Raw genomic sequence first — 24552 nt, 5'->3', positions numbered from 1 at the left:
TGTAGGAGGAACTATCCATGACTATGAACTTGCTCAAAGGCTGTATCGCCGGTGGCGTGCTGCTCGGGTCCGTGGCCCATGCGGAAGAAACCATCACGGCGGTGCACGCGTTTCCCGAAACGCTGATCTACACGCAGAGCTTCCTGTCCTTCGTGGATAAGGTGAACGAAGCCGGCGCCGGCGTGATTCAGATCGAAGTCCGCGGTGGCCCCGAAGCCATCGGCATGTTCCAGCAGCCCGACGCGGTGCGCGACGGGATCGTGGACATGGTCTACACGCCCGGATCGTTCTATGGCGGTGCGCTGCCCGAGAAAGACGCGCTGGTGGCATCGAACCTGACCGCCATCGAGACCCGTGAAAACGGCGGGATCGAGCTGATCGACCAGATCCACCAGGAGCGCATGGGGCTCAAGTATCTCGGCTGGTTCGACAGCGGTGTGTGCTACAACCTTTGGACCCGCAACGAGCCGTCCTTTGATGCCGACGGCAACCTCGAGGTGGACGGCCTGCGCCTGCGCGGCAACGCGGTCTACAACGCTTTCTTCACCAACTATCTCGAAGCACAGGTGATCGACCTGCCGACCGGCGAAGTGTATTCCGCGCTTCAGAACGGCGTTGTGGATGCGACCGGCTGGACCCAGATCGGTCTCATCGACCTCAAGTGGAATGAGTTTCTGAACTACCGGATCGAGCCCTGCTTCTTCTCGACCGACCTTGGCGTGATCGTGAACCTCGACACGTGGAACGGTCTGAGCGACGACGCAAAGCAGATCCTTCAGGATGCCGCGATCCAGCACGAGATCGACAGCGTGAACGCCCTGCGTGGCAAGCGCGACGAGGATTTTGCAGCGCTGGACGCCGCAGGCATGAAGGTTGTCGAACTCGAAGGCGAGGCGAAAGCCAACTACCTCGCTGCTGCACGCGAAACCACCTGGGCCCGGATGAAAGAGCTGATGGAAGCAGAGCCGCAGTCGGTTGCGAGCTATGACGACCTGATCGCCAAGTTCTACGACCCGGCCGCAGACAAATAAGACCACTGGGCCGGGGCACATGTCCCGGCCCGCCTCTCTCAGACGGATGACCAAATGCGCGCCGTGATCCGCGTCTATGACGCCCTTCTCTACACGATGGCTTTCATCGCAGCGGTGACTCTTGTCTGGCTGATGGTGTCGGTGGTGGTGTCCGTTCTGATGCGAAATCTGGGGCTTCAGCCCTTTGCCTGGCTGTTCACCTCTGCCGAATACGGCATCCTTTACATGACCATGCTCGGTGCGCCTTGGCTCGTGCGCGAGAAGGGACATGTTCATATCGAGCTGGTTACCGCCGCCCTGCCGGGACCACTGCGCCGGTTCGTCAGTCGACTGGTTGCGCTGGCCTGCGTGCTGGTGTCACTGATCCTTGCCTGGTACGGGCTTGAGCTGTTTCTTACCAATATCGAGCGCAACGATTTTGACGTACGGGCTTACTATTACCCGCGCTGGCTGCTGACGATCACCTTTCCCATTGCCTTTTCGGTCATGGCAATCGAATTCGCCCGGTTCGTATTCGGACCTGAACTGATGCACTCCGGCGAAGCGGGGATTCACGAATAATGGAATGGTACGAAGCCCTTGGTTTGCTGGTCGGCAGCATCATGTTTCTCATGGCGCTGGGTATGCCTGTGGCTCTGGCGTTTCTCGCGGCGAATATCCTTGGCGCCTGGGTGTTCATGGGCGGAGAGCGCGGCATCGGAGCACTGCTGAACAACGGCTGGGGTTCTCTGACCATCTTTGCGCTTGTTCCGATCCCGCTGTTTCTCCTGATGGGCGAGATCTTTTTCCAGACCGGCCTTGGAAGCCGAATGTTCTCGGCCATTGACAAGTTGCTGGGCCGATTGCCCGGGCGGCTGAGCTATGTCACCGTTCTGGGCGGAACCGGCTTTTCCACGCTTTCCGGGTCGTCGATGGGATCGACGGCGCTGCTCGGTTCGCTGATGGTGCCCGAAATGAAACGCCGCGGCTACAAGAGCCACATGTCCATCGGTCCGATCCTTGGCACCGGGGGATTGGCGATCATCATTCCGCCATCGGCCCTCGCTGTGCTGCTGGCGACGCTGGCCAAGATCGATGTGGGCGCGCTGCTGATCGCCGGGGTGATCCCCGGTCTGATCCTCGCGGGATTTTACGTCGCCACGATCTACATCCAGACGCGGATGGATCCGGACGCAGCGCCTGCCTACGACGTTGAAGAAATGACCTTCGGTGAAAAGCTCGGTATCCTGACGCGCGACGTCGTGCCGATGATCGGGCTGATGGTGGCCATCGTCATCATGATGATCAACGGCATCGTGACGCCATCCGAGGCAGCGGCTTTCGGGGCGTTGGGGGTTTTGATCCTCGCCGCGCTGTATCGTTGCCTGACATGGGAAGCGATCCGCAACTCCGTGCGAGGTGCGCTGCGGGTGACTCTGATGGCGTATCTGATCGTGTTCGGCTCGGCCACGTTCAGCCAGCTTCTCGCGTTTTCCGGTGCGTCGCGCGGACTGATCAACTGGGCAACGGGGTTCGATCTGGACCCGACGCTGATGCTCTTGGTGATGTTCGGGGTCCTGCTGCTTCTCGGCATGTTCATGGAGCAGATCTCGATCATGCTGCTGACCGTGCCGATCTTCTTCCCGCTTGCGCAGACGCTGGGGTTCGATCCGATCTGGTTCGGTCTCATCATGCTGCTGTCGCTGGAGATCAGCTTTACGACACCGCCCTTCGGGCTGCTCTTATTCGTGATGAAGGGTGTGGCGCCGCCAGAGACCACGATGCGGGAAATCTACCGCGCTGCTTTGCCCTTTATTCTGTGCTCACTTCTCGTGGTGGCGCTGCTGATACTGTTCCCGTTCATCGCAACCTGGCTCCCCAGCCTCTGACCCATTAGCCCTGCTGTTTGGGCTTGAACGCCTGCAGAACGGTGCGGGTTGCAGAGACGAGAGGCTCGTGTGTGTCCTTGAGGATCTGCACCCGGTCAAAGCGGTTCGGGTCGCTGTTCACGGCCTCGCGCAGTGCCGCCCCGAAGGCCATGCGCAGTTCAGTTCCGATGTTGAACTTGCAGATTGAAGACCCCTGGGCGAGCCGCCTGCGCTGCTCCACGGGCACACCTGATCCACCATGGATCACCAAGGGCACGCGTGTGACCGCCTCGATGGCCCGGATGCGGTCTTCGTCCAGTCCGCCTTCCTTGTCCTGCTGCAAATGTACGTTGCCGACAGATATTGCCATCGCGTCAATACCTGTTTCTGCTGCGAACTGCGCCGCCTCTGCCGGGTCGGTCCCGGCAGATGGGTCCCCGTTGGAATAGCCGACAAAACCGATCTCGCCCTCGCAGGATACCCCTGCCGCATGTGCCATCTCTGCAATCGCGGCGGTTTCCGCGATGTTCTGTGCCAATGGCAGTCGGGAGCCGTCGAACATCACGGATGTGAAACCGCTGTCGATTGCGGTCCGACAATCGTCGACGGTGTAGCCATGGTCGAGATGCGCCACCACGGGAACCGAGGCGTTTTCGGCAAGGTGACGGAACATCTTTCCCAGAATGGGCAGCGGTGTGTGCGCACGGCAGGACGGCCCGGCCTGAAGGATCACAGAGACGTTTTCGGCTTCGGCGGCGGCCACATAGGCGCGCATGTCTTCCCACCCGAGGGTAACCAGACCCGCCACCGCATATCCGCCCTTCAGAGCGGGTTGGACAACGTCGGCCAGTGTTACGAGCGTCATTTGAACTTCGCGATCATGTCTTTGATGCCTGGGATGGTTTCCACCTGATAGGCATGTGTCGGCTGAAAGAACTGCACGAGGCTCCGCTGGCTCAGCCCCGCAAGGATGGTGAAGTAATACATCTCGTATCCGGGCATCGCTGCGCAGGGGTGATAGCCGTTGTCGATGCAGATCGTCGAGCCGTCCATGAGCTGATAGGCGTCGCCGGGTTTGCCTTCTTCCCGCTGAAGGATCTGCACACCCGAGCCGTGCTTGGGGCGGAAGCGGAAATTGTACGTTTCGTCGTGACGGGTTTCATCTGGCAGGCGGTCGGTGTCGTGCTTGTGCGGAGGAAAGCCCGACCAGCCCCCCTGACCGACTGTAAACAATTCGGACACGAGCAGGCGGCCCACCTTGTCATGCTGCTTCTGGCCAAGGATGTGCTTGATCTTGCGATGCGTCTTCGTATCGTCCGAGCCGTACTGCACGAGGTCAAGCTCGGCAGATCGCACGTCAAACGGATCAAGCACCTTGTCGTAGCGGGCCCCGGCGACAAACACTTCGGTGTCTGCCGACGTGCAGACCATCGTGACCTTCGCACCGACCGGGACATAGACGCCCTCGGGTTCGCCATCCCACACATCCACTCCGCGATTGCCAAGCCGAGGAAAGGCGGTCCCTTCGATGTCCACATCAACAGTTCCCGTCGCGGGAACGATGCAGGTCTCGTAGCCGGGCACCTGATATTCGAAACTCTGACCCTTGGTCAGCTTCACGATATTGAAGTAATTGAGCGGAACCGTCGGATCATCGACATCGACAATCGGGACGTTCTTGTTGTCATGGGGCGCGATATGCATGGGCTCGTCCTTTTCAAACGGCTGTCGGTCCGGGATGGGATTCCAGGAACGCGTCGAGGTCTGTGGTATTGGGCATGGCAGGCGCGCATCCGGGTTTCGCCACAACGATTGCGGCACAGGCCGACCCCCGCAGGATCGACTCCTCCAGTGAACGTCCTTCTGACAGGCTGGCAAGAAAACCCGCCATGAAACTGTCACCCGCCCCGGTCGGTTTGACGGCATCGACAGGGTAGACACCGGTGCGGATTTCCTGTGATCCGGCTAATGTGACCGCGCCCAGATGGCCCATCTTGTAAACGACGATCCCGGCTGTATCGGCGGCAAGTGACCGGGCTTTTTCAAGCCCTTGGTCGATGCCGCCGGCCATGAAACCGAACTCTTCATCATTCCCCACGATTATGTCGGACAGCGCCCCGGCGCGACTCAGGACATCGGCGGCAACCTCGGGCGAGGGCCAGCTGTAAGGGCGATAATCCACGTCGAAAATGACGGGAAGTCCGGCTGCGCGGGCCAGTTCGAACGCGCGGAACGCGGCGCTGCGCGATGGTTCCGCGGCAAACACCGTTCCGGCTGTGATCAGCGCGCCGAATTGCGAGTAGTCAATGGCCTCGACATCCTCCACCGACATCTGAAAATCAGCGGCGTTGTTGCGGTAGATCACCGATTGGTGCTCGTCGACGCGGGTCTCGTAGACGGCCAGCGACGTGCGGTATTCCCCGCGCACCCGCCGCACATGTTTGCGGTCCACGCCGTAGTGATCCAATTGGTCCTCGCAGTACCAGCCGACCGCATCATCAGAAACACAGGTGACAAGGGACGACTGGCACCCGAATTTGCACAGGCCCGCCGCGATGTTGGCCGAGGATCCACCCATGGCGACCATCATGGAGTCGGCGTGTCGCGTACGCGTGTTGGCAGGCGTCGGGGACAGGTCCATTCCGACACGTCCGACCACGAGAAACGACCGTTCGGAAATCGCATCCCGAAGGCTGGCCAGGGATGCGTGCGCTGTTCCGTCTGTCATCTGAACCTTTTTCCCGTTTGGTGCAATAATCCGGGTTTGTCGTTTTCGTCTCTTGAACCGGATGCGCACACAAGATACGAATTTTGCAACCGGTTGCAAACTGATTTTCAAATGAGGGTGGCGCGCAATGGAACTTGGTATCGGGATCATCGGTGGCGGTTATATGGGCAAGGCACATTCCGTGGCGATGGCTGCGGTCGGTGCGGTCTTCGACACCCGGCTTCGACCGCGACTCGAGATGATCTGCGCCAGCACTCCGGAAAGCGCAGAGCGCTATCGCAGGGCGTTCGGGTTTGCCCGTGCCACCCATGACTGGTCCGCATTGGTAAATGATCCGGCGGTTGAGGCGATCGTCATTGCCAGCCCGCAGGAAACCCATCGCGCCATTGCCGAGGCGGCGTTTGCGCTCGGCAAACCGGTCTTCTGCGAAAAACCTCTTGGCGCCTCGCTTGAGGACAGCCGCGCGATGGTGTCTGCCGCCGAAACATCCGGCGCGCCCAATATGGTCGGTTTCAACTACATCCGGACGCCAGCCAGCCAGTACGCCCGCCAGCTGATATCGGAAGGCGCAATCGGGAATGTGACGTGGTTTCGTGGCGAACACACAGAGGACTTCCTGTCGGACCCGACGGCACCGGCCAATTGGCGCACGACCGGTATGGCCAACGGGACCATGGGGGATCTCGCTCCGCACATGATCAACGCGGCCCTCGCGTTGCTTGGCCCGATCGACAAACTCATTGCAGAGGTTGAGACCGTACATTCGGAGCGGCCTGGTGGTGCGGTAACGAATGACGATCACGCACAGATGATGTGCCGCTTCGCCAACGGGGCGATGGGTCAGATGTATTTCTCGCGCATCGCAACAGGGCGCAAGATGGGCTACGCCTACGAGATCACGGGCACCAAGGGCGCCATCCGGTTCGATCAGGAAGATCAGAACGCCCTCTGGCTTTATCGGGCAGACGGGCCGGACGCCACACGCGGGTTCACCAAGATTCTGACGGGTCCGGCGCACCCGGATTATTTGCCGTTCTGTCAGGGGCCGGGGCATGGCACGGGATATCAGGATCAGATAATCATCGAAGCGCGGGATTTCCTCCATGCCATCGACTCGGGCAGGCCGGTTTGGCCGACCTTCCGCGACGGTATGGAGGTGAACCGCGTGATCGCGGCCGCGCTGGCCTCTGATGCCGACAAAACCTGGAAAGACCTCAGCGCTTTCTGACCTGGGAAAGGACCCCGACCATGTCTATCCGAATTGGCAATGCGCCCTGTTCATGGGGTGTTGAGTTTGCTGACGATGCACGCAACCCGCCGTGGCAGACGGTGCTCCAGCAATGTGCCGAGGCAGGCTACAGAGGGATCGAACTTGGACCGGTGGGGTACATGCCCGAAGACCCCGCTATTCTGGCTGATGCGCTGGCTGAACAGGATCTGGAACTGATCGGTGGTGTCGTGTTCCGCCCGTTCCATGATCCCGATGCCTGGAATGACGTGATGGACGGCGCCGTACGTACCTGCCGGGCGCTCTCCGCACATGGGGCTGAACATCTCGTGCTGATCGATTCGATCTCTGCGCGCCGCGCGCCGACCGCAGGCCGTGCCAGCGAAGCCGAACAGATGGATGCCGCCGAGTGGTCCGCGTTCCGCGATCGCATTGCCACGGTCGCACGGATGGGGGCCGAGGAATACGGGCTCACCGTGGGGATTCATGCGCACGCCGCAGGGTTCATCGATTTTGAACCTGAACTCGAACGCCTGCTTGACGAAATCGACGAGAGCATCCTCAAGATCTGTTTCGACACAGGGCATCATTCCTATGCAGGCTATGATCCCGTTGCGTTCATGCGCCGTCACATCGGACGCATGTCCTACGTCCACTTCAAGGATATCGAACCGGCGGTGAAGGCCGACGTGATCGAAAAACGGACAGGCTTCTACGACGCCTGCGGACAGGGAATTTTCTGCAATCTCGGATTGGGCGATGTCGATTTCCCGGCGGTGCGTCAGGTGCTGCTGGACGCCGGGTTCGACGGTTGGTGCACCGTCGAACAGGATTGCGACCCGCTATTGAACCCCGACTCGCTTGGGGATGCGAAAGCGAACCGCGCCTATCTTGAATCCATTGGCTTTACATAAGGAGCACAGGCCATGGCGAAACTGAATTGGGGCATGATCGGTGGCGGTGAAGGCAGCCAGATCGGGCCGGCCCACAGGTTGGGGGCCCAGGCGGATGGCAATTTCGTCCTCGCCGCCGGGGCGCTCGACGTGGACGCCGAGAAGGGCCGCGCTTACGCGCAGAGGCTGGGCGTTGCAGCAGACCGTGCATACGCCAACTGGGAGGACATGCTGGAAGGCGAACGCAACCGCGACGACCGGGTTGATCTGGTTACAGTCGCGACTCCCAATTCGACCCATTTCGAGATCACCAAAGCGTTCCTCGAAGCCGGGTTCAACGTCCTGTGCGAAAAGCCGATGACCATGACCGTCGAAGAGGGCGAGGAAATCGTCCGTGTCGCCAAGGCCAGCGGCAGGATCTGCGCGGTGAATTACTGCTACTCTGCCTATCCGATGGTGCGCGAGATGCGTCATATGGTTCGGACCGGCCAGATCGGGAAGATCCGGCTGATCGTCACGAATTTCAGCCATGGGCACCACGGTGACGCCACCGACGCGGACAACCCGCGTGTCCGCTGGCGGTATGACCCCAAAATGGCGGGTGTGTCCGGGCAATTCGCGGATTGTGGAATACACGCGATGCACATGGCCAGTTTTATCGCCGACGATCAGGTCGAGACCCTTTCTGCCGACTTCGCATCGACCATTTCCAGCCGTGAACTGGAAGATGATGCCATGGTCAATTTCCGGATGCAGGGCGGCACGGTCGGCCGCCTGTGGACCTCGTCGGTTGCGATTGGCCGGCAGCATGGTTTCGACATTCAGGTGTTCGGTGAAACCGGCGGTCTGCGCTGGGCCTCTGAGCAGCCCAACCAGGTGCTCTATACGCCGGTGGGGGACCGCACGCAGATCATGGAAAAGGGCGAAGCCGGTCTGTCGGACGAAGCTGCGAGGCTGTCCCGTGTGGCAATCGCCCATCCCGAGGGCTTCCCGCTGGCCGTCGCAAACATCTATGTCGATCTTGCTGCTGCCATCTCGGGCGACGCCCGCGATGGCCTGCCGACCGCCGAAGACGGGCTTCGCTCCATGGCAGCTGTCTATGCGGCGGTTGAGTCTGCTAAGGGCAATGGTGCCTGGGTTGACGCCCGGCCACCGATGTTCCGGTGATCAGGGAAGGGCGCGCAAGGTTCCCCGCTCTGCAATGGAACAGTCAAAAATCCGGGACTCGGGCGTAATGTCCGGGTCCTCCAGCATCGAGACAATGGCCTGAACCGACGCCTTAACGATGCTCTTGATCGGTTGATGGATGGTCGTCAGGTTGATGTTCTGCCATCGGGCCATTTCCATATCGTTCAAGCCGATTACCCCAATATCGCCAGGGACGGACAGACCGCTTTCCGCAATCGCTGAAAGCGCACCGATGGACAGCACGTCATCGCCGCAGAAATACGCGTCGGCGTGGGGCGACTGCAACAATCGCAGCATCTCGGCCCGGCCTGCGTCGAAGGTGTAGGCTTGCGCAAAGGAGTGCGTGACGGAGACACCATCGGCGTCCCGCACGATTTGCATGAACCCGTCAAAGCGGTCCTGGGTCGAGGTCGCATCTGGCGGTCCACCGAGAAAGGCAACCCGCTGATACCCACGCGCCAGAAGTGTTCGCGCAGCCATCCGTCCACAGGCCACGTTATCGATGCCGATCACCGGCACCGGCGGGTTCTGGGCAGAACGCCCGAAACTGTGCACCACTGGAACACCGGCTTCATGAAACGCCGCTGCGAAATTCGGTGGCAGAGTAGATGAGGCGACGATCACCCCATCCACCGAATACTGGCGCAGCAGTCGCACCGACGCCTCCGCATCGGTTTCATCGGTCAGGTTCAGCAGAAGGGGCCGGTAGCCCCGATCCTGCAAGCCACGGGTGAACTGGTCGAAGACCTCGAGAAAGATCGGGTTGTGAAAGTTGTTTGAGACAAGACCTATGAGTTTCGTTCGCCCGGTTGTGAGCGAGGACGCGAGTGCATTGGGACTGTAGCCAAGCTCCTGAGCCGCCGCTTCTACCTTTTTGCGGGTCTTTTCCGATACCGATGCGCCTTCGGTGAAGGTGCGCGATACGGCAGAGCGTGACACGCCCGCGCGTTCTGCAACCTCTTTGAGCGTTACGGCCATTGCATTGGGTCCATTCCACAAGGTTCCGGGGCAGACCGAAACGCGCGCGGACGGTCCACGAAAGTCAGTCTGACGATGATTGCAACTGGTTGCAATATAACCGGAATTCATGCCTCTCGCGTGCAAGTCGCCCCTTGGGACAACGTATGGCTGTGTAGAGGGCCTAGAGGAATTGCGATAACTGCCTGAAAAACAGGCGAAACGCACTATGATTGGGCGCTTTCGCGTGCGCCGCGCAGCATCGGCTTGCGCTTCACCGGGCAATCGGCAACGCTTGGATCATGGCTGAACACTCTGTCTTTGATGAAATGTGGGGCGATGACGACACGCTGCGCGCGCCTTACCAGAACTTTCACGATTGGTTCGATCAGGAAGACCCGAAACGTCTAAGGGCAAAGAATCGCGAAGCGGAAGATTTGTTCCGCCTGACCGGGATCACTTTCAACGTTTACGGACGGTCTGAAGCGGAGGAACGGTTGATTCCGTTCGACATCATCCCCCGGATCATCTCGGGCGCTGAATGGGCCAAGCTGTCACGCGGGATCGAACAGCGCGTGCGCGCGATCAACGCGTTTCTGCACGACATCTATCACACGCAGGAAATCATCAAGGCGGGCCGTATTCCGCAGGAAATGATCGCCCAGAACGACGCTTTTCTTCCGCAGATGATTGGGGTCGATGCTCCCGGCGGCGTCTACACGCACATCGTCGGGATTGACCTCGTGCGCACCGGTCCGGGCGAATTCTTCGTGCTTGAAGACAATGCACGTACCCCGTCCGGCGTGAGCTACATGCTCGAAAACCGGGAAACCATGCTGCAGATGTTCCCCGAACTGTTTTCGACGAACCGGGTTCAGGCCGTCCAGCAGTATCCGATTGACCTGCGCCGATCGCTGGCGGCCTGCGCCCCCAAGATGACCACATCCGATCCGACGGTCGCGGTTCTCACGCCCGGGATCTACAACTCCGCCTATTTCGAACACGCCTTTCTGGCCGACCAGATGGGTGTCGAACTGGTCGAAGGCCATGACCTTCGAGTGGTCGATGGACGTGTCGCAATGCGCACCACACATGGGTACAAACCAATCGATGTGCTCTATCGCCGTGTGGATGACGATTTCCTCGACCCGCTGAACTTCAACCCCGAAAGCCAGCTGGGTGTGCCAGGGATCATGGATGTCTACCGTTCCGGTGGGATCACCATCGCCAACGCGCCCGGCACCGGGATTTCCGACGACAAGGCGATCTATTCCTATATGCCCGAAATCGTTGAGTTCTATACCGGCGAACGACCGCTTTTGCAGAACGTGCCGACATGGCGGTGCTCTGAACCGGATGCGCTGGCCTATGTTCTCGACAATCTTGAAGACCTCGTCGTCAAAGAGGTTCACGGCTCCGGTGGCTACGGCATGTTGATCGGTCCGACCGCCACCAAGAAAGACATCGCGGCCTTCCGCAGGAAACTGAAGGCGCGGCCCAAGAACTATATCGCGCAGCCGACGCTCAGTCTGTCGACGGTCCCGATCTTCTCGCGCACGGGCCTCAGCCCGCGCCATGTCGACCTGCGCCCCTTCGTGCTCGTCAGCCCGGACGGGATCAAGATCACGCCCGGTGGTCTGACTCGCGTGGCACTCAAGAAAGGGTCTTTGGTGGTGAACTCCTCGCAAGGGGGCGGAACCAAGGACACCTGGGTGCTGGAGGAGTAGGGACATGCTGGGAAAAACCGCAAACGGCCTCTACTGGATGTACCGCTACATGGAGCGGGCAGAGAATACCGCGCGACTGATCGAGACCGGACAGCGTATCGCGCTGACCCGTTTGAACCAGACCGACGAAGAATGGGCGTCGGTGCTTCAATCGGCAGACAGCTTCTATGGCTACAACGCCGCACATGACGAGATCAGCCGCGACTCCGCGATCGACTGGATGTTGCGCGACAAGGACAATCCGTCATCGGTCCTGTCCTGTGTCAGTGCCGCCCGCCAGAACGCCCGCCTCGTGCGCACCGCCATTACCGGCGACGTGTGGGAGGCGGTGAACTCGGCTTTCATGGCGTTGAAGACCACACTTGCGCGCAAGGTGTCTGAACGTGACCTGCCCAGCATCCTGCGGCTGATCCGCCATCACGCGGCCCTAGTCCGTGGCGTAACCCACGGCACGATGCTGCGTAACGACATTTACGATTTCGCGCGCCTTGGGACGTTTCTGGAACGGGCCGACAACACGGCGCGGATTCTTGACGTCAAATACTACGTGCTTCTCCCGTCGGCGCGCGCGGTGGGAACGTCGCTCGACAATGTCCAGTGGGAGTCGATCCTGCGGTCTGTCTCCGCAAGAGGCGGGTTCCGGATGGAATTCGGAGCGGGGGGTGGACCTCGCGAGATTGCGGAGTTTCTCATCCTCGACAAGCGGATGCCGCGCTCGCTCGCGTTCTGCGCGGGCAAGCTGTGCGACAACCTTGGCTATCTGACCTCGGACGGAGATGTCGGGCAGGCTTCGGTAGAAAGGGTCAATGCGCTCAAGAACGGAATGCTGTCCAAGAGCATCGATGATGTCTTCGACTATGGCTTGCACGAATTCCTGCAAAAGACCTTGGAAGAGATCTCGGGGATCTCCCGCCAGATCGAGCAGGATTTCCGCTTCTATGCCTGAGCAGGGCCGCTATAAAGCCTTATGCGCCTGAGTATTGAACACACCACGATCTATCGCTTCGATGCACCTGTCATCTACGGTCTGCAACAACTGCGGAAGACGCCGAAAAGTACGTACAATCAAAGAGTTATCCAGTGGGATACGCGGATCGAAGGAGGCCGGAAAGAGGTCGCCTTTGAGGATCATCATCACAACACGACCGAACTGATCAGCTTCGCGCCCGGGGCAACGGAACTCTCGCTGACCAGCGAAGGTGAAGTCGAAATCGAGGACAACGCCGGGATCCTGGGTCCGCATCACGGTCACGCGCCGCTTTGGCTGTACGAAATGACAACGCCCCGAACCGAAGCGGGGCCGGGCACGCGCGCCCTGATAAAAGACTTCAAGGGCACGCCCGGAATTCCGGAATTGCACGCCCTGTCAGAGCGGATCCGTTCCGAGGTGCCATATACCCTTGGCGCGTCCGCACCTGACTGGTCCGCAGAAGACGCCATCGCGGCGGCGAAAGGCGTCTGTCAGGATCACACGCATATCTTCATCGCCTGCGCCCGTGCGCTGAAGGTGCCCGCGCGTTACGTGTCGGGATACCTCATGCTGAACGAGACCACGGCACAGGAAGCCATGCACGCCTGGGCCGAGATACATGTCGATGGGCTGGGCTGGGTCGGATTCGACGTGTCGAACGGTGTCTCGCCGGACACACGATACGTTCGCGTTGCGACAGGGCTGGACTATTCCGATGCAGCACCGATATCTGGAACTCGGATCGGCGGCGCCAGCGAGGAACTGCATGTCCGCATCAATGTGGTTCAGCAATAGGAACACCCCGTGACATATTGCGTTGGAATGATGCTGCGCGGCGGTTTGGTGTTCATGTCAGACACGCGCACCAATGCCGGTCTGGATAACATCTCGACCTTCAAGAAGATGAAGATCTGGGAAGAGCCGGGTGAACGTGTCCTGACACTGATGTCAGCGGGCAACCTCGCCACGACTCAGGCTGTTGTGAGCCTTCTTGATGAACGCAGCAAACTGCCTGAAGACCGCACGCCCTCCCTGATGAAAGCGCCGTCGATGTTTCAGGCGGCCTGCATGGTCGGGGACACTCTGCGCGAAGTGATCAAGGGGCTGCGCGAAGGTGGGCAGCGGGCGGACAGCGGATTTGATGCAACGCTCATTCTGGGTGGCCAGATTGCCGGCAGCGCGCCGCGTCTGTTCCTCATCTATCCAGAGGGCAACTTCATCGAAGCCGGTGAGGACACGCCCTTCTTCCAGATCGGCGAAATCAAGTACGGCCGCCCGATTCTTGTCCGCGCCTATGATCCCGACCTGACATTCGCCAGCGCCATGAAGCTCCTGCTGGTCAGCTTCGACTCGACGCTCAAGGCAAACCTGTCGGTCGGCGCGCCGCTGGATTATTTCTGCTATGACGTCGACAGCCTCAAAGCCGAACACATCGGAAGAGTCGAAGCGGACAACCAGCAGTTCCAGACAATCTCGACTCAGTGGGGCAATGCGCTTAAGCAGGCGCTTGACACCTTGCCCGATGTGGCACTGAACACAGACTGAACGACCCCGGAAAGGCGGCTTATGACCAAGAGCCCTGTCATCTGCGTTGGCGGAGAAAACCTGATCGACCACGTAACCCGCGATGGAGAGGTCTCTGCACTTCCCGGCGGGTCTCCCTTCAACGTGGCAATGGCGCTTGGCCGCCAGAAGGCGGACGTGCATTACCTCACACCGATCTCGACCGACTCGTGGGGCGACATGCTGGCCGAAACCCTGGTGTCGTCCGGCGTGACCCTGAGTGGCGGACGCGTGGATGCGCCGACCACGATTGCCCGCGTGACGGTAACCAAGGGTATCCCGTCCTACCTGTTCGAACGCGATGGGACGGCGGAGCGGAGCGTCACGGCGGAGTCTCTGTCCGCGTCCATGCCGACCGACACCAAAGCGCTGCACACGGGCTCTCTGGCCTTGACCGAAGGCGAAGACGCGGCTGCATGGGAACAGACCTGCAAATCTGCTTACGATGCCGGCACGCTCGTGTCGCTGGACCCGAATGTGCGCATGTCGGTTATCACCGATGCTGACGCCTACCGCGCCCGCATCTTCCGGATGATGGCCGCAACGCATGTGCTCAAGCTCAGCGATGAAGATCTCGAAGGCTTGTGCCCGGATATGCCGCAGTCCGACGCGCTTGACCTGGTGCGCTCCAGAACCTCTGCCGCGCTGCTCGTCATGACCAAGGGGCCCGAAGGCGCTTCGGCATGGATCGGGGATGCCAAAATCGACATTCCTGCGCCGCCGGTTCCAGGTTTGGTGGATACTGTCGGAGCAGGCGACACCTTTATGGCAACGCTGCTTGCCGGTCTCGCGCGGATCAATGCTCTGACGCCGGATGCCGTTCAGAACCTGACGGAGGCGGATGTCGACGCCCTGATCCGCCGGGCCGGAATGGCCGCCGCGATCAACTGCAGCCGTGCTGGATGCAATCCGCCGACCCTCGAGGAACTCGACACGGCCCTTGCTTCGGCAGGCTGACGGCTTGGATCTCTACCTCGACAGCGCAGACGAGGCTGACTGGGCCGACCTGATGCCCACCGGCCTGTTTCGCGGGATCACCACGAACCCGCTTCTGGCGCAACGTGCCGGTCTGGATTACCCACACATCGACTGGGCTGACAAGGCGCGCCATGCTCGGGACTTGGGCGCACAGGAGCTTCACGCGCAGGTTTTCGGACCGGTCGAGGGATATGTCGATTGGGCTGCGGCACTCTACGAGGCGGGGGCGAAAGCTGGCCTTCGAACGGTGGTGAAAATCCCGCTGACCGAAGCCGCCATCCGCCGCGTCCCGGCCATCAAGGCGTTGGGCGGCCCGATCCTCATGACGGCCGCCTATCACCCGAAACAGATGGCCACGGCGATGGCCTTGGGGGCGGACTTCATCGCACCCTATTTCGGGCGGATGGATGAAGCTGGCCTTCCCGCGCACGACATGCTGCATCAGATGCACCTCATGTCACGTGGCGGTTCCACGCGGATCCTTGTCGCCTCGTTGCGAAGCGCAGAGCAGTTGGTCGCGCTGGCGGCTTTTGGCCTCGACTGCTTTACGCTGTCCCCGCACGTCGCCCGGAGCCTTCTGACCGAACCAATGACAGAAGACGCCGCCGCCGCGTTCGAGGCAGCGGCGGCAGGGCACCGTCTATAACGAGAGCCGACGTTCCCTGGCACCGCCGCGCCGACGCGGTTTCGGCAGCGAAAGATCAAGCGGTGTGAGAGGGGCATCCATGGATGCCTTGAGGAGCGTACAGAATTCCGCAACCGCCGGGTCAGTGGCCCGAAACGGGGTGGCGGACATGTAGGCACATGCGGCCTCGGTCAGATAGCACGCATGAGCAGGCAGGCTGCCAAGCCATTGCATATAGCCCAGCTGCCCGATTTCCCGCGCCCGCTCAGGCGTGGCCGGATTGACCTGCAACTGGGTCAGGGTTCGTTCGATAGACATAAAGCGCCCTCCGCGCAAAGGCGGACGCCACGAAGGTTCGATGGAGGCCGGAACGCAGGCGCACGCGGCTGATCGACCTCCGGTGCACCCCGCCCCGGTTCAGTTCACATGCGATGGCAGGTCTCCTGACTTGCGGGTCGTCATGCGGATCGCACCTTCCCAGGCTTCAGCCCAGTGGTTCTGCGCGATGCACTCGCCGCTTACAGTTGCGGGGGCAGTCACGGATTTGCACCGTATTCCCTATTAGGTCGACGCTGAAGACGCCGACAACCATCACGCGCAGACTGTCACAGAAGCTTCGAGTCGGCGCAATCTGAATGTGTAGACGCGTCGAATTCGACGCATCTTCGACACTGGGTAACCGGGTGTTAATCGCTCGGTGCGAAAGGTTGGCGATGTCATGGTGCACGCGCCACAAACCCATCGTCAATTCAGGCCGCCCCGTATGTCCGCACTCCTGTCGATCCTCCAACTTTTTCGTTTCCTCGTCATGGCGTTGAAGGCCAGAAAGGGTGCGGTGTCGCACATATCACAGGCTGAGGGGCGCATCGGACAGCCCGACAAGCTGCATCAGGAAACCATCCTCCGTCCCTTCCATGATGTCAGTGTAGGCTGCATTGCTTTGCATCAACCCGGCCTGGAGGCCCGCGTTGGTCCCGTCAAACTCCTGCATGACCAGGATTGCATCCGCGACATCGGACATGCCGCGCGTAATCGCGAAATGCCCGCCCAGCACAACCTTGTCGGCCAGATAGGCCGCGTCCGCTGGGCTTCCCGTTTCGGCTTTGGCGCCCGCAAGGATCGCCTGAATGAACACCGGGGGCGTGACCGCACTGTCGCTTTCCAGCAGGTCCAGCCAATAGGCCATGCCCGCAGCATCCGGATCACGCCCCAGAACGTTCTGGTAAACGGAAGTCACAAAGACCGTCATGTCCTCCGCAGCGCCGTACAAAGCCCGCGTCTCGGGCTGGTCAAAGAAATAGGCTGCGATCTGGTTCAAGCTCATACCACCGGCCAGCTGGTCTCCCCAGAAAAACAGACCAACGGCATCGGGTGCCCGGTTGAAATACGCAACGTAAAGCTCGGTCAGCGCCGCCATCGACGCCGCGTCCAGCTGCGCCATTCCGTCGAACATGTCGATGGACAGGCCATCGGCTTCGAACGGGGCGACTTCGGACTGAAAGTCGATGTGCTCCATATTCAGAAGGGTCAGCGTTTCACCCGCGAAGCGGTCTTCGACCACGACCATGTCGCGCGCGAACCGGACAGTGTAGCTGGACTGTGCTCCGTCAAGCACCAGCGTGTCCGTTCCGGGCCCTCCATCGAAAAGCGTCTGATTTCCTGTGACGGTCAGACGATCATCACCGTCGCCAGCTCCGCTGAGCGGCTGCACCTCGCCTCCGGGGTCTGAAGCATCACCCTGCGCCGGATCCGACTGGTCGGTGAACGGATTGACGATCGGTGCTGGCAGGGTCGGCTCGAGCTGATCGGCCAACCATTGTGAAATGGCCTCTATATTCGCCGCCACATCGGGATGAATACTGTTCGGTAATTCGAGGTTCTGCGGGGGTCTCTCGCCGAACACGGTTGCGTAATGCACCATCGACGCAAGGAAGTAGAGCGTCGGCGTCCCGTGCGGGCCGTCATCGACGTAGAGGTCGGTGGGTTGCAAAGCCTGCAACCCAAGCGATGCGTCGTCCAGCATTGCCGCGATCTGCGGCCCGACGCTGATCAGGCGGATATCGAGATCAGGCCTCGCATCGCGCAGGATTTCGGTCAGCGACAGCCACCAGTCGTGCCAGTCTCCGGTCATGTAGCTCTGCCAGGCAGCAAACTCTGCCGCCAATGGTGGAAAGGATGAGATGAACCCTTCCATCTCGGGCCATGTCTCGTAGAGGTTGATCACAACCCCCGGTGCGCGCGCTTCGACCCATTCGATGATCCGAAGCGCAGATGCGGCAGGCGACGTTTCCGGGTCGATCCAGTACGGGCTGTCCGGCGATTGGTCCTGAACGAAATTCGCTGGTGCGATGGTGATCTGCGTGAACCCGGCATCGGCAAAGCCTTGCCCGCTGTCCGGGTCCCATGCTTCGACCACCGTAGGCAGACCGACATGCGGGTTTAGCGGCAGATCGTCATGCTGTGTCAGCATCCCCGTCTGCATGGCCGCCGCATAGGAATGTCCGGCCGCCTCGGCCATGGCAGAGATCCAGTGCGGTACGGAAAGCTCGGGGTTCCCGACAGCCCAGACATAAAGGCTGTTGCCAAAGACATATTCCCGAACGGCGTCCGTCGGCACGATCGGGTTGATGACAGGGTTCGGCGCCGGATCGGGGCCGGTTTCCGGTTCAGGTGCCGGTATCAGCTGAGGTTCTGGCTCCGGCTCGGGTGAAGGCTGTGGACCCGGCACAGGATCAAAACCATCAATTTGCGACGCCCACGTGCCGTCTTTCATGTGGTCCGGTGCCGGATGGCTCTGCATGAAATCGACGACCGCATCATGGCGCGCTGTCCGGTCTTCCAGATGCCGCAATGATCCCCAACTGCCCCATTGGGTCGGTTCGGAAACATCCACAAACGCATTGAACAATGTGCCACCTGCGGCTTCCCAACCGGCCAGAAGCTCGGAATAGAGCTGCCCCATGCCGTCGGAGTAGTTCAGGTGAGTAAAGAACTCGGTGAGCAGATCATTCTCGGCCCATTGCCCGATCCCCACAACATGTGTGCCGCCCTCATACATGACGAGGTCAAGGCCATGGGCCTCTGCGGCTGCCTTGTGATAGCGGAATAACTCGAACAACCCCTGAAGAGAATCCTCCCCATTGCCGGTGACAGAGCCGTCCCGCAACTCGCGGACGGCCAGTTGCTCGGCCAGATCGAAGCGATGCGCGGCGAAATAGGTGTCCGCTGCGGCGCCGGACAGACCCTGCGCCGTCGCCTCCTGCCGCGCCTGAGCCTCGCTTTGAGCGATCCAGTTCAGCACTGCTCCGGCCTTTTCGTCCGTGCCGAGGCTGTTCCCGAAATACCCGGTGATCGCATAGGTGTCGAACGACAGGTAGGGCGCGAGATTGGCCGGACTCTGCGCCTGCCACGCCGGCGCATCGAAGATCGCGCTCTCAAGTCCCGGCCAGTAGGTGTGTGTTGCAATCACCTTGACCAACCGATCTTCGGCCCCGGCATAGACCTGATCCAGCACACGCGCCATTTCGGCGGACCGCGCGCCGTATTCCTGCACCCAGCCGTCGCCGAGATCCTGCCCAAAGCGATCAATCGCTGACTGGGCCGCATCCTGCGCCTGCTCGAACATCCCATTCCAGACCTCGTTCGAGAGTTCGATATGCGCGCGAAGATCGGGGTTCAGATTGTCCCGGACATAGGTGGCGAATTCACGGATGAACGTGGCGTCTGCGTCCCAGGGAATGTTGAACCACGGTTCGGTACCGGTTGCATTCGCCAACGCCACCATCACTTCGAGAGGCACTCCGCCGTGATAGGTATACTGTCCAACCTCCGGCCTGTCCGACCAGCTTCGGAGTGTGGAATCATTGGTCTCCTGCCAATCCATGAAGCGCAGCGCGTGGGCATCATCGATGATGTCGAGCCACAGCGGATTGAACAGCTGCCCGGCGTCATGTGCAGGAATATGGTCCTGCTTCACCACTTCGATATTGCGCAGATGGTTTCCCGTCCCCTGCGGATCCGTGGATGTGATCGAGATCGTCACCATTCCGTCGCCGGTCGGGCGATAGTCGAACCAGATTTCGCCGTCCGAGCGTGAAACGATCTCTGCACCGAAGACGGTGATGTCTCCGGCACCGTCGTAACTCAGCCGGTAGAGACCGGCGGTGTAGAGCGCCTCGGCGGGCATTTCCGTAAGGATGAAAGTCTGGATTTCCTCAACACCGGAGGGCATCCGCGTGATCCAGCCGTCGCCATCCAGAGCGCCCATCGAGGCAAGGTCTTCTGCCGAGTACGCGCCCCATTGGCTTGCCGTATGCGCGTGCCAGGGGCGCGCCGTCTTGAACACATCCAGGAAAGGCTGCTGAACGCTCCAGTCCACCACGCCACGCAGCCCAAAAGCCATCGCCGCCGCAGAAGTCTGCGTGCCGAACACGTCGGTTAGGGGTTCCATGTCCCACTCCACTCATCCACAAAACCCCCGCGAACAGGGTTGTGGGCTGGAGTGTGAACGCCGTCTTAATGGCCCAATTCACCGCAAGTTTTAGGAATTGCACCGGTCAGGCAGGGGCGATGCGGCGCCGTCGATTGTCCCCGTGGAACAAGGGTTTGTCCGGAATGGCCGGAGCGCATCCGCGCCGGCCATCCCCTGATCAGAAGTGGGAAGAATTTGTCTTAACCGCCACGGGCCATGACCAAGAGCCCGACCACGATCAGGCCGAGCCCGATCAGCCGAGTCGGCTGCACCGGTTCACCCAGAAACAGCATGCCGGACCCTGCCACCATGACAAAGCTCATCGCAACGAACGGATAAGCCAGCGACAGGTCCAGCTGCCGCAGCGCAAACAGCCAGAACACCGTGCCCACGCCATATAGCGCAAGGCCCAGCATCACCATCGGGGACAGCAGCATGTCGAGCGTTTTGACCAGCACGCTGGCATCCGGCGCAGATCCGCGCCCGACACCAATCTTGAAGGCGGTCTGTCCCAGAGCCGAAAGCGAGACGCTGGCAAAGATCAGCGCGAAGGCGCTCCAGGTCATGGGGAGCTCCAGGTGATTTCGAACACACGCGCGGCGACGATGATCAGCAGAATGGACCCCACACAGACCCGGCTGATCTGGTCCTTGAGGGCAAAGACCACAGGGTCATCGCCGATCTTGCCACGGCTGGCCCACGTCCAGCTTCGGAAAATCCAGAACATCATCACCGGAACTATGAGCCACAACAGGAACGGCGTTGCATAATAGGAATGCACCTTGTCCGAATTGACGTATTGCGCCAGCGTCAGAATGGAGAGTGCCCCGTTTGATATCCCGAAAGTGAGCACAAGCTGCAGTTCGGATGCATAGTAGTTGCGTGACGGCAGTTTTGCATCGGCCTTGGCAGCGCTCATCCCGTCCAACTCGATGTATCTTTTCATGTAGGCAAGGCTGAGGAAGAAGAAGAGCGAGAAGCTCAGCAGCCACGGACTCGGGGTCAGCAGCGTTGCGGCAGAACCCGCAAGGATACGCACTGTGTAAAGCAGCGAAAGAACCACCACATCCACGGTTGAATACCGTTTGAGGAAGAATGTGTAAGCGGTCGTCAGTATCGCATACCCGGTCAGAACCATACCGAACAGGACGTTTACGAACACGAACGCGCACACGACAGAGCCGATCAGCAATACCGACGCAGCCAGAATGCCTTGCCTGATCGACAGATGACCGGCAGCGAAGGGGCGCTTGAACTTTGTTGCGTGTCGACGGTCTGCCTGAATGTCGGCCATGTCATTGACCAGATAGACACCCGAGGCGCACAGGCTGAAACACAGGAATGCCAGGATCCCAGCCATCATTATTTCCGGATGAACGTACTTGTGCGAGAACAGGATCGGCACAAAGACCAATACGTTTCTTGGCCCATTGGTGAGGCCGCATGGCCTTGATCAGCGCTGCGGTCGGCGACACATCCCGGTCCACATGCAGTGAAACGGAGTCCGGGTCGCGCGCCATTTCCCGCCGTGCCTTGGCGCTGGGACTTACGAAACCCGATTTATCGGCCGCCTGCCAAACGGGGATGTCAGCATCGCTGTCGCCAAGATACTCGAACGGCCCCTGCGCCATCTCCTTGATTGCCTCAAGTTTTGTCCGGCCTTTGAGGTTCCGCCCCGGTTCCGTTCCGATCACTTCGTCGAACAGGCCAAGATGGTTGGCCACGTCCCGCGCGATATGCAGATCTGCCGCCGTTGCAAGTATGATGCGCCGTCCCTCGGCGCGGGCCGCACGGATGTAGTCCAGGACCTCTTCACGGTAGGGCAGGGTGGTAACGTCCGGTGCCGCATTCTGCGCAAGGGATCGCTTGAGCGCTGAAAGACCCCCGGAAAAATACGCCCGAACCGCCGCCGAAAACGCGCTCCAGTGTCGAGACGCCTGTGCAAGCGATTCTTCTGCAATGTCCCCAGCAATCAGTGTTCCATCCAGATCGACGAACAGGTCGAGCAGGCTTGACTGCTGAGAATTGGAAACGATTTTCGACATAGCGGTCATTGTACCCGCCTTTCGCAACAAAACGGCGAAAAATGTTGAAATCTAAGGCAAATACCGGTTTTTTCCGGGCCGGATGATATTCTTGGGTCACTCATAACGACGAATTTGCACCTTTTGATCCACGGACAGGTAAGCGGTAATGGTTAATTCCGACCAAAAAACGACGCATTTCGCAATTTGCTTGGGCTTGTTTGTGACGGCCGTTCTGCTGAGGGCGATCGGTGCGGACTTCGGGTTCTTCAATGGTGACGAGCGCGTGAACGACTCTGCGCGCTTCCTCGCCGGGGAGCTTGTGCCCACCCAGCACTTCTATCCACCGTTCTTCAATTACCTGAATGGTGTCGCGTTCGTCGGGCTGTTCGTGTTCGGCATGCTGTTCGACATGTGGTCGAATACGGGCGAATTCCGGCAGGTCTATTTCGATGACCCTACGCCGTTCTACGTTACCGCGCGTTACGTGACCGCTGTGATCGGTGCGCTGAGCGCGCCTCTGTTCTTTTCATGTGCCCGGCGGGTCGGTCTGTCGCTTGGCGGTGCCTTCGTCGTCGGCGCCTTCGCAGCCGTTCTGCCGATTGCCGTGTTCATGGCTCATATTGCAAAGGGCGATACCGGGCTGGCCACCGCCTGTCTGGCTGTGGTCTGGGCCTTTCTGATGCGGCTCGAAACACGCAACATCCGTCGCTGGGATGTGATCATCGGCATCACGGTCGCGCTGGCGTTCGGTTTCAAGCAGTCTGCCCTGCTGGTGCTCGCGCCTCTTGCTCTCGGAATGATCGTCGTGCTGGCACGCCGCGAAAGCCTCGGTCAGGCCTTTCGGTCCTTCGGCATGTCCGTTCTTGTGCTGCTCGTTCTCTGGCCTCTGATGAACATCGGTATCCTGCTCGACATCGAGGGCTTTCTCGCGTTCCAGAACATCCAGACAGTTATGTCCGTGCGCGAGGAGGATCCCTTCGGCATCGGCCTGCCCATAACGCTTCGGATATTCGGTGACACGGTAACGGGGTTGAACCCAATCCTCTTTGCCATCTCGCTCGTCGCGCCGGTCTGGCTTCTTGCAAAGACATGCCGCCTTGATCTTCGCGACGCGCTCCTTGCGATCTGGATCGCCAATGTGGTGTCGGTCATTGTCATTTCATTGACAGTGGGCACACGCCAGCCTGAACACCTGTTCCTGCCCAACCTCACGATACAGCTGCTGCTTGCAGCGATCGTGCTGGCAGACATGATCCGGGTTTACGTAAACATCCCAAAGCTCATTGTCGTCGTCACAGCCTGCGCCGGGTTCCTTCTGATGGCGCTCGGATCGGCCAATGTGCTTCAACAGGCCGTGGTACAGCCAGTGGCGGCTCAACTGGTCACTTATCTTGCGGAAACCTACCCCGAGGCCCGCGTGCAGTCCGGTCTCGCCCTTCCGGTGCCGCAAACAGTCGCCGCCCAGAAGATGGAATTCGACCGGTTCGACCGTCTTGGCCGGAAATATGAAATCGATATGCCCGAGATCGCGGAAGAGCGGTTCCTCGCAGAGAACGCCGAGAATGCTTTGTTCTGGGTGAATGCGCCCTTCGCCATGTCAGGCCTCGAAGGGGATGAAACCCAGAAAGCGGATTTCCCGGTGCAGCCCCATGCCTGGCCGATCCAGCCGGAGGAATGGAAGCTCGATACATGGATTGCGCAGGACTTCGATGTCTTTGTGGTCAATGATTTCGACTATCTGCTCGCAGAAAGCCGATCCACCTTCATCCGGGATTTCCATGCAGAATTGCTGGACAGGTGCGATCGCGCACGCGACTACAAGGCGCGCAAGCCGCTCTTCCTCGAATTCGATATCACGGTGTTCGACTGCTCGGCGCTGTAAGCGCGTTTCTCAGGTCTTGCGCAGCCTGATGACCACGTTGACGCTCGAAATCTCGGCGCCTTCCGGCGGGCCGGGGATACGTGCGATTTCAAGTTCATCCGCAGGTGCGTCCGTCAGACGCCCTTCGTCTTCCCAGAAGAAATGCGGGTGGTCATGGGTGTTGGTGTCGAAATAGCTGCGCGCACCGTCGACCGTGACTTCCTGCATCAGGCCCGCATCGCAGAACGCGCGCAGGGTGTTGTAAACCGTGGCGAGCGAGACCTGCTCCCCAGTGTCCTGAGCCGCGGCAAACAGGCTTTCGGCGGTCACGTGGCGGTTTTTTCCGTCACCCACAAGAAGCGAAGCAAGCGCCACCCGCTGACGCGTCGGGCGCACGCCGCCCTTGGACAGCCACTCGGTTCCGCGCTCGATGGATCGTGAAGACATGCCGCTCCTGC

At 60.2% G+C, this 24552-nt stretch carries 23 protein-coding genes and 1 riboswitch; of the genes, 13 read left to right on the top strand and 10 right to left on the bottom strand.

What is annotated here, in order from left to right; all coding sequences use genetic code 11:
- Window positions 1-17: 17 nt before the first annotated feature.
- From dctP to MGEO_RS11885, 3 genes are read left to right on the top strand one after another with little or no spacing between them, the layout of a single operon-like run.
- Entirely contained in the window at window positions 18-1031 is a 1014-nt protein-coding gene (gene dctP, locus MGEO_RS11895; protein ID WP_085637731.1) for a TRAP transporter substrate-binding protein DctP, read from the top strand.
- 54 nt (window positions 1032-1085) lie between these two features.
- Complete coding sequence (locus tag MGEO_RS11890; RefSeq protein WP_085637728.1) at window positions 1086-1592, top strand: TRAP transporter small permease; 507 nt, start codon at window positions 1086-1088, stop codon at window positions 1590-1592.
- A complete protein-coding gene (locus MGEO_RS11885; RefSeq protein WP_085637725.1) occupies window positions 1592-2899 on the top strand; it encodes a TRAP transporter large permease in 1308 nt (435 codons plus the stop codon). Before MGEO_RS11890 ends, MGEO_RS11885 begins: the two co-directional genes overlap by 1 nt.
- Before the next feature lie 4 nt (window positions 2900-2903).
- On the opposite strand, the gene MGEO_RS11880 is transcribed toward MGEO_RS11885, so the two are convergent.
- From MGEO_RS11880 to iolC, 3 genes are read right to left on the bottom strand one after another with little or no spacing between them, the layout of a single operon-like run.
- On the bottom strand, window positions 2904-3743 hold the full coding sequence (locus tag MGEO_RS11880) for a class II fructose-bisphosphate aldolase (protein ID WP_085637722.1): 840 nt from the start codon (window positions 3741-3743) through the stop codon (window positions 2904-2906).
- Window positions 3740-4582 (bottom strand): 5-deoxy-glucuronate isomerase, encoded by an 843-nt coding sequence (locus MGEO_RS11875; protein WP_085637719.1) that lies wholly within the window; start codon window positions 4580-4582, stop codon window positions 3740-3742. The genes MGEO_RS11880 and MGEO_RS11875 overlap by 4 nt, the downstream gene beginning before the upstream one ends.
- 13 nt (window positions 4583-4595) lie before the next feature.
- Window positions 4596-5606, bottom strand: coding sequence for a 5-dehydro-2-deoxygluconokinase (gene iolC, locus MGEO_RS11870; RefSeq protein ID WP_085637717.1), 1011 nt, complete (start codon window positions 5604-5606; stop codon window positions 4596-4598).
- A 127-nt stretch (window positions 5607-5733) separates the two neighbouring features.
- Here iolC and MGEO_RS11865 point away from each other — a divergent pair, with 127 nt between their 5' ends.
- From MGEO_RS11865 to MGEO_RS11855, 3 genes are read left to right on the top strand one after another with little or no spacing between them, the layout of a single operon-like run.
- The gene (locus MGEO_RS11865; protein ID WP_085637714.1) at window positions 5734-6834 is read left to right on the top strand and encodes a Gfo/Idh/MocA family protein; all 1101 of its coding nucleotides are present in this window, start codon (window positions 5734-5736) and stop codon (window positions 6832-6834) included.
- Between the two features lie 20 nt (window positions 6835-6854).
- Entirely contained in the window at window positions 6855-7748 is an 894-nt protein-coding gene (locus MGEO_RS11860) for a sugar phosphate isomerase/epimerase family protein (protein ID WP_085637711.1), read from the top strand.
- A 12-nt stretch (window positions 7749-7760) separates the two neighbouring features.
- Window positions 7761-8894 carry a Gfo/Idh/MocA family protein gene (locus tag MGEO_RS11855; protein WP_085637708.1) on the top strand — a complete coding sequence of 378 codons (1134 nt, stop codon included), beginning with the start codon at window positions 7761-7763 and terminating at the stop codon, window positions 8892-8894.
- On the opposite strand, the gene MGEO_RS11850 is transcribed toward MGEO_RS11855, so the two are convergent.
- A complete protein-coding gene (locus MGEO_RS11850; protein ID WP_085637704.1) occupies window positions 8895-9893 on the bottom strand; it encodes a LacI family DNA-binding transcriptional regulator in 999 nt (332 codons plus the stop codon).
- Between the two features lie 281 nt (window positions 9894-10174).
- Here MGEO_RS11850 and MGEO_RS11845 point away from each other — a divergent pair, with 281 nt between their 5' ends.
- The 6 genes from MGEO_RS11845 to MGEO_RS11820 are packed head-to-tail and all read left to right on the top strand — an operon-like array spanning window position 10175 to window position 15756.
- Entirely contained in the window at window positions 10175-11599 is a 1425-nt protein-coding gene (locus tag MGEO_RS11845; RefSeq protein ID WP_085637824.1) for a circularly permuted type 2 ATP-grasp protein, read from the top strand.
- Between the two features lie 4 nt (window positions 11600-11603).
- Complete coding sequence (locus MGEO_RS11840) at window positions 11604-12545, top strand: alpha-E domain-containing protein (protein WP_085637701.1); 942 nt, start codon at window positions 11604-11606, stop codon at window positions 12543-12545.
- Window positions 12546-12566: 21 nt separating this feature from the next.
- The gene (locus MGEO_RS11835) at window positions 12567-13364 is read left to right on the top strand and encodes a transglutaminase family protein (RefSeq protein ID WP_085637698.1); all 798 of its coding nucleotides are present in this window, start codon (window positions 12567-12569) and stop codon (window positions 13362-13364) included.
- A 9-nt stretch (window positions 13365-13373) separates the two neighbouring features.
- Window positions 13374-14114: a peptidase gene (locus MGEO_RS11830; RefSeq protein WP_233139873.1), complete on the top strand. Its 741-nt coding sequence runs from the start codon at window positions 13374-13376 to the stop codon at window positions 14112-14114.
- Between the two features lie 21 nt (window positions 14115-14135).
- Window positions 14136-15089 (top strand): carbohydrate kinase family protein, encoded by a 954-nt coding sequence (locus MGEO_RS11825; protein WP_085637692.1) that lies wholly within the window; start codon window positions 14136-14138, stop codon window positions 15087-15089.
- A 4-nt stretch (window positions 15090-15093) separates the two neighbouring features.
- Window positions 15094-15756 (top strand): transaldolase family protein, encoded by a 663-nt coding sequence (locus MGEO_RS11820; protein WP_143746267.1) that lies wholly within the window; start codon window positions 15094-15096, stop codon window positions 15754-15756.
- Here the strand turns inward: MGEO_RS11820 and MGEO_RS11815 are convergent.
- The 5 genes from MGEO_RS11815 to MGEO_RS11795 form a co-directional block, all read right to left on the bottom strand.
- The gene (locus tag MGEO_RS11815; RefSeq protein WP_085637686.1) at window positions 15751-16053 is read right to left on the bottom strand and encodes a hypothetical protein; all 303 of its coding nucleotides are present in this window, start codon (window positions 16051-16053) and stop codon (window positions 15751-15753) included. The genes MGEO_RS11820 and MGEO_RS11815 overlap by 6 nt on opposite strands.
- 98 nt (window positions 16054-16151) lie before the next feature.
- Window positions 16152-16343, bottom strand: a riboswitch (cobalamin riboswitch).
- A 239-nt stretch (window positions 16344-16582) separates the two neighbouring features.
- Window positions 16583-20185, bottom strand: coding sequence for a DUF4214 domain-containing protein (locus tag MGEO_RS11810; protein WP_085637683.1), 3603 nt, complete (start codon window positions 20183-20185; stop codon window positions 16583-16585).
- 221 nt (window positions 20186-20406) lie between these two features.
- A complete protein-coding gene (locus tag MGEO_RS11805) occupies window positions 20407-20772 on the bottom strand; it encodes an EamA family transporter (protein ID WP_085637680.1) in 366 nt (121 codons plus the stop codon).
- Window positions 20769-21566 (bottom strand): UbiA family prenyltransferase, encoded by a 798-nt coding sequence (locus MGEO_RS11800; protein WP_170102907.1) that lies wholly within the window; start codon window positions 21564-21566, stop codon window positions 20769-20771. Before MGEO_RS11800 ends, MGEO_RS11805 begins: the two co-directional genes overlap by 4 nt.
- Window positions 21502-22260, bottom strand: a complete 759-nt coding sequence (locus MGEO_RS11795; RefSeq protein ID WP_085637674.1) for a haloacid dehalogenase-like hydrolase — start codon at window positions 22258-22260, stop codon at window positions 21502-21504. The genes MGEO_RS11800 and MGEO_RS11795 overlap by 65 nt, the downstream gene beginning before the upstream one ends.
- A 181-nt stretch (window positions 22261-22441) precedes the next feature.
- Here MGEO_RS11795 and MGEO_RS11790 point away from each other — a divergent pair, with 181 nt between their 5' ends.
- Window positions 22442-24115 (top strand): glycosyltransferase family 39 protein, encoded by a 1674-nt coding sequence (locus MGEO_RS11790; RefSeq protein ID WP_233139872.1) that lies wholly within the window; start codon window positions 22442-22444, stop codon window positions 24113-24115.
- A 9-nt stretch (window positions 24116-24124) separates the two neighbouring features.
- On the opposite strand, the gene irrA is transcribed toward MGEO_RS11790, so the two are convergent.
- Window positions 24125-24541 (bottom strand): iron response transcriptional regulator IrrA, encoded by a 417-nt coding sequence (irrA, locus tag MGEO_RS11785; RefSeq protein ID WP_085637667.1) that lies wholly within the window; start codon window positions 24539-24541, stop codon window positions 24125-24127.
- Window positions 24542-24552: the final 11 nt, after the last annotated feature.

This window comes from Marivita geojedonensis (assembly GCF_002115805.1).
In the GTDB taxonomy this organism is placed as follows: domain Bacteria; phylum Pseudomonadota; class Alphaproteobacteria; order Rhodobacterales; family Rhodobacteraceae; genus Marivita; species Marivita geojedonensis.
This window is presented reverse-complemented; position numbering and strand designations above follow the sequence as displayed.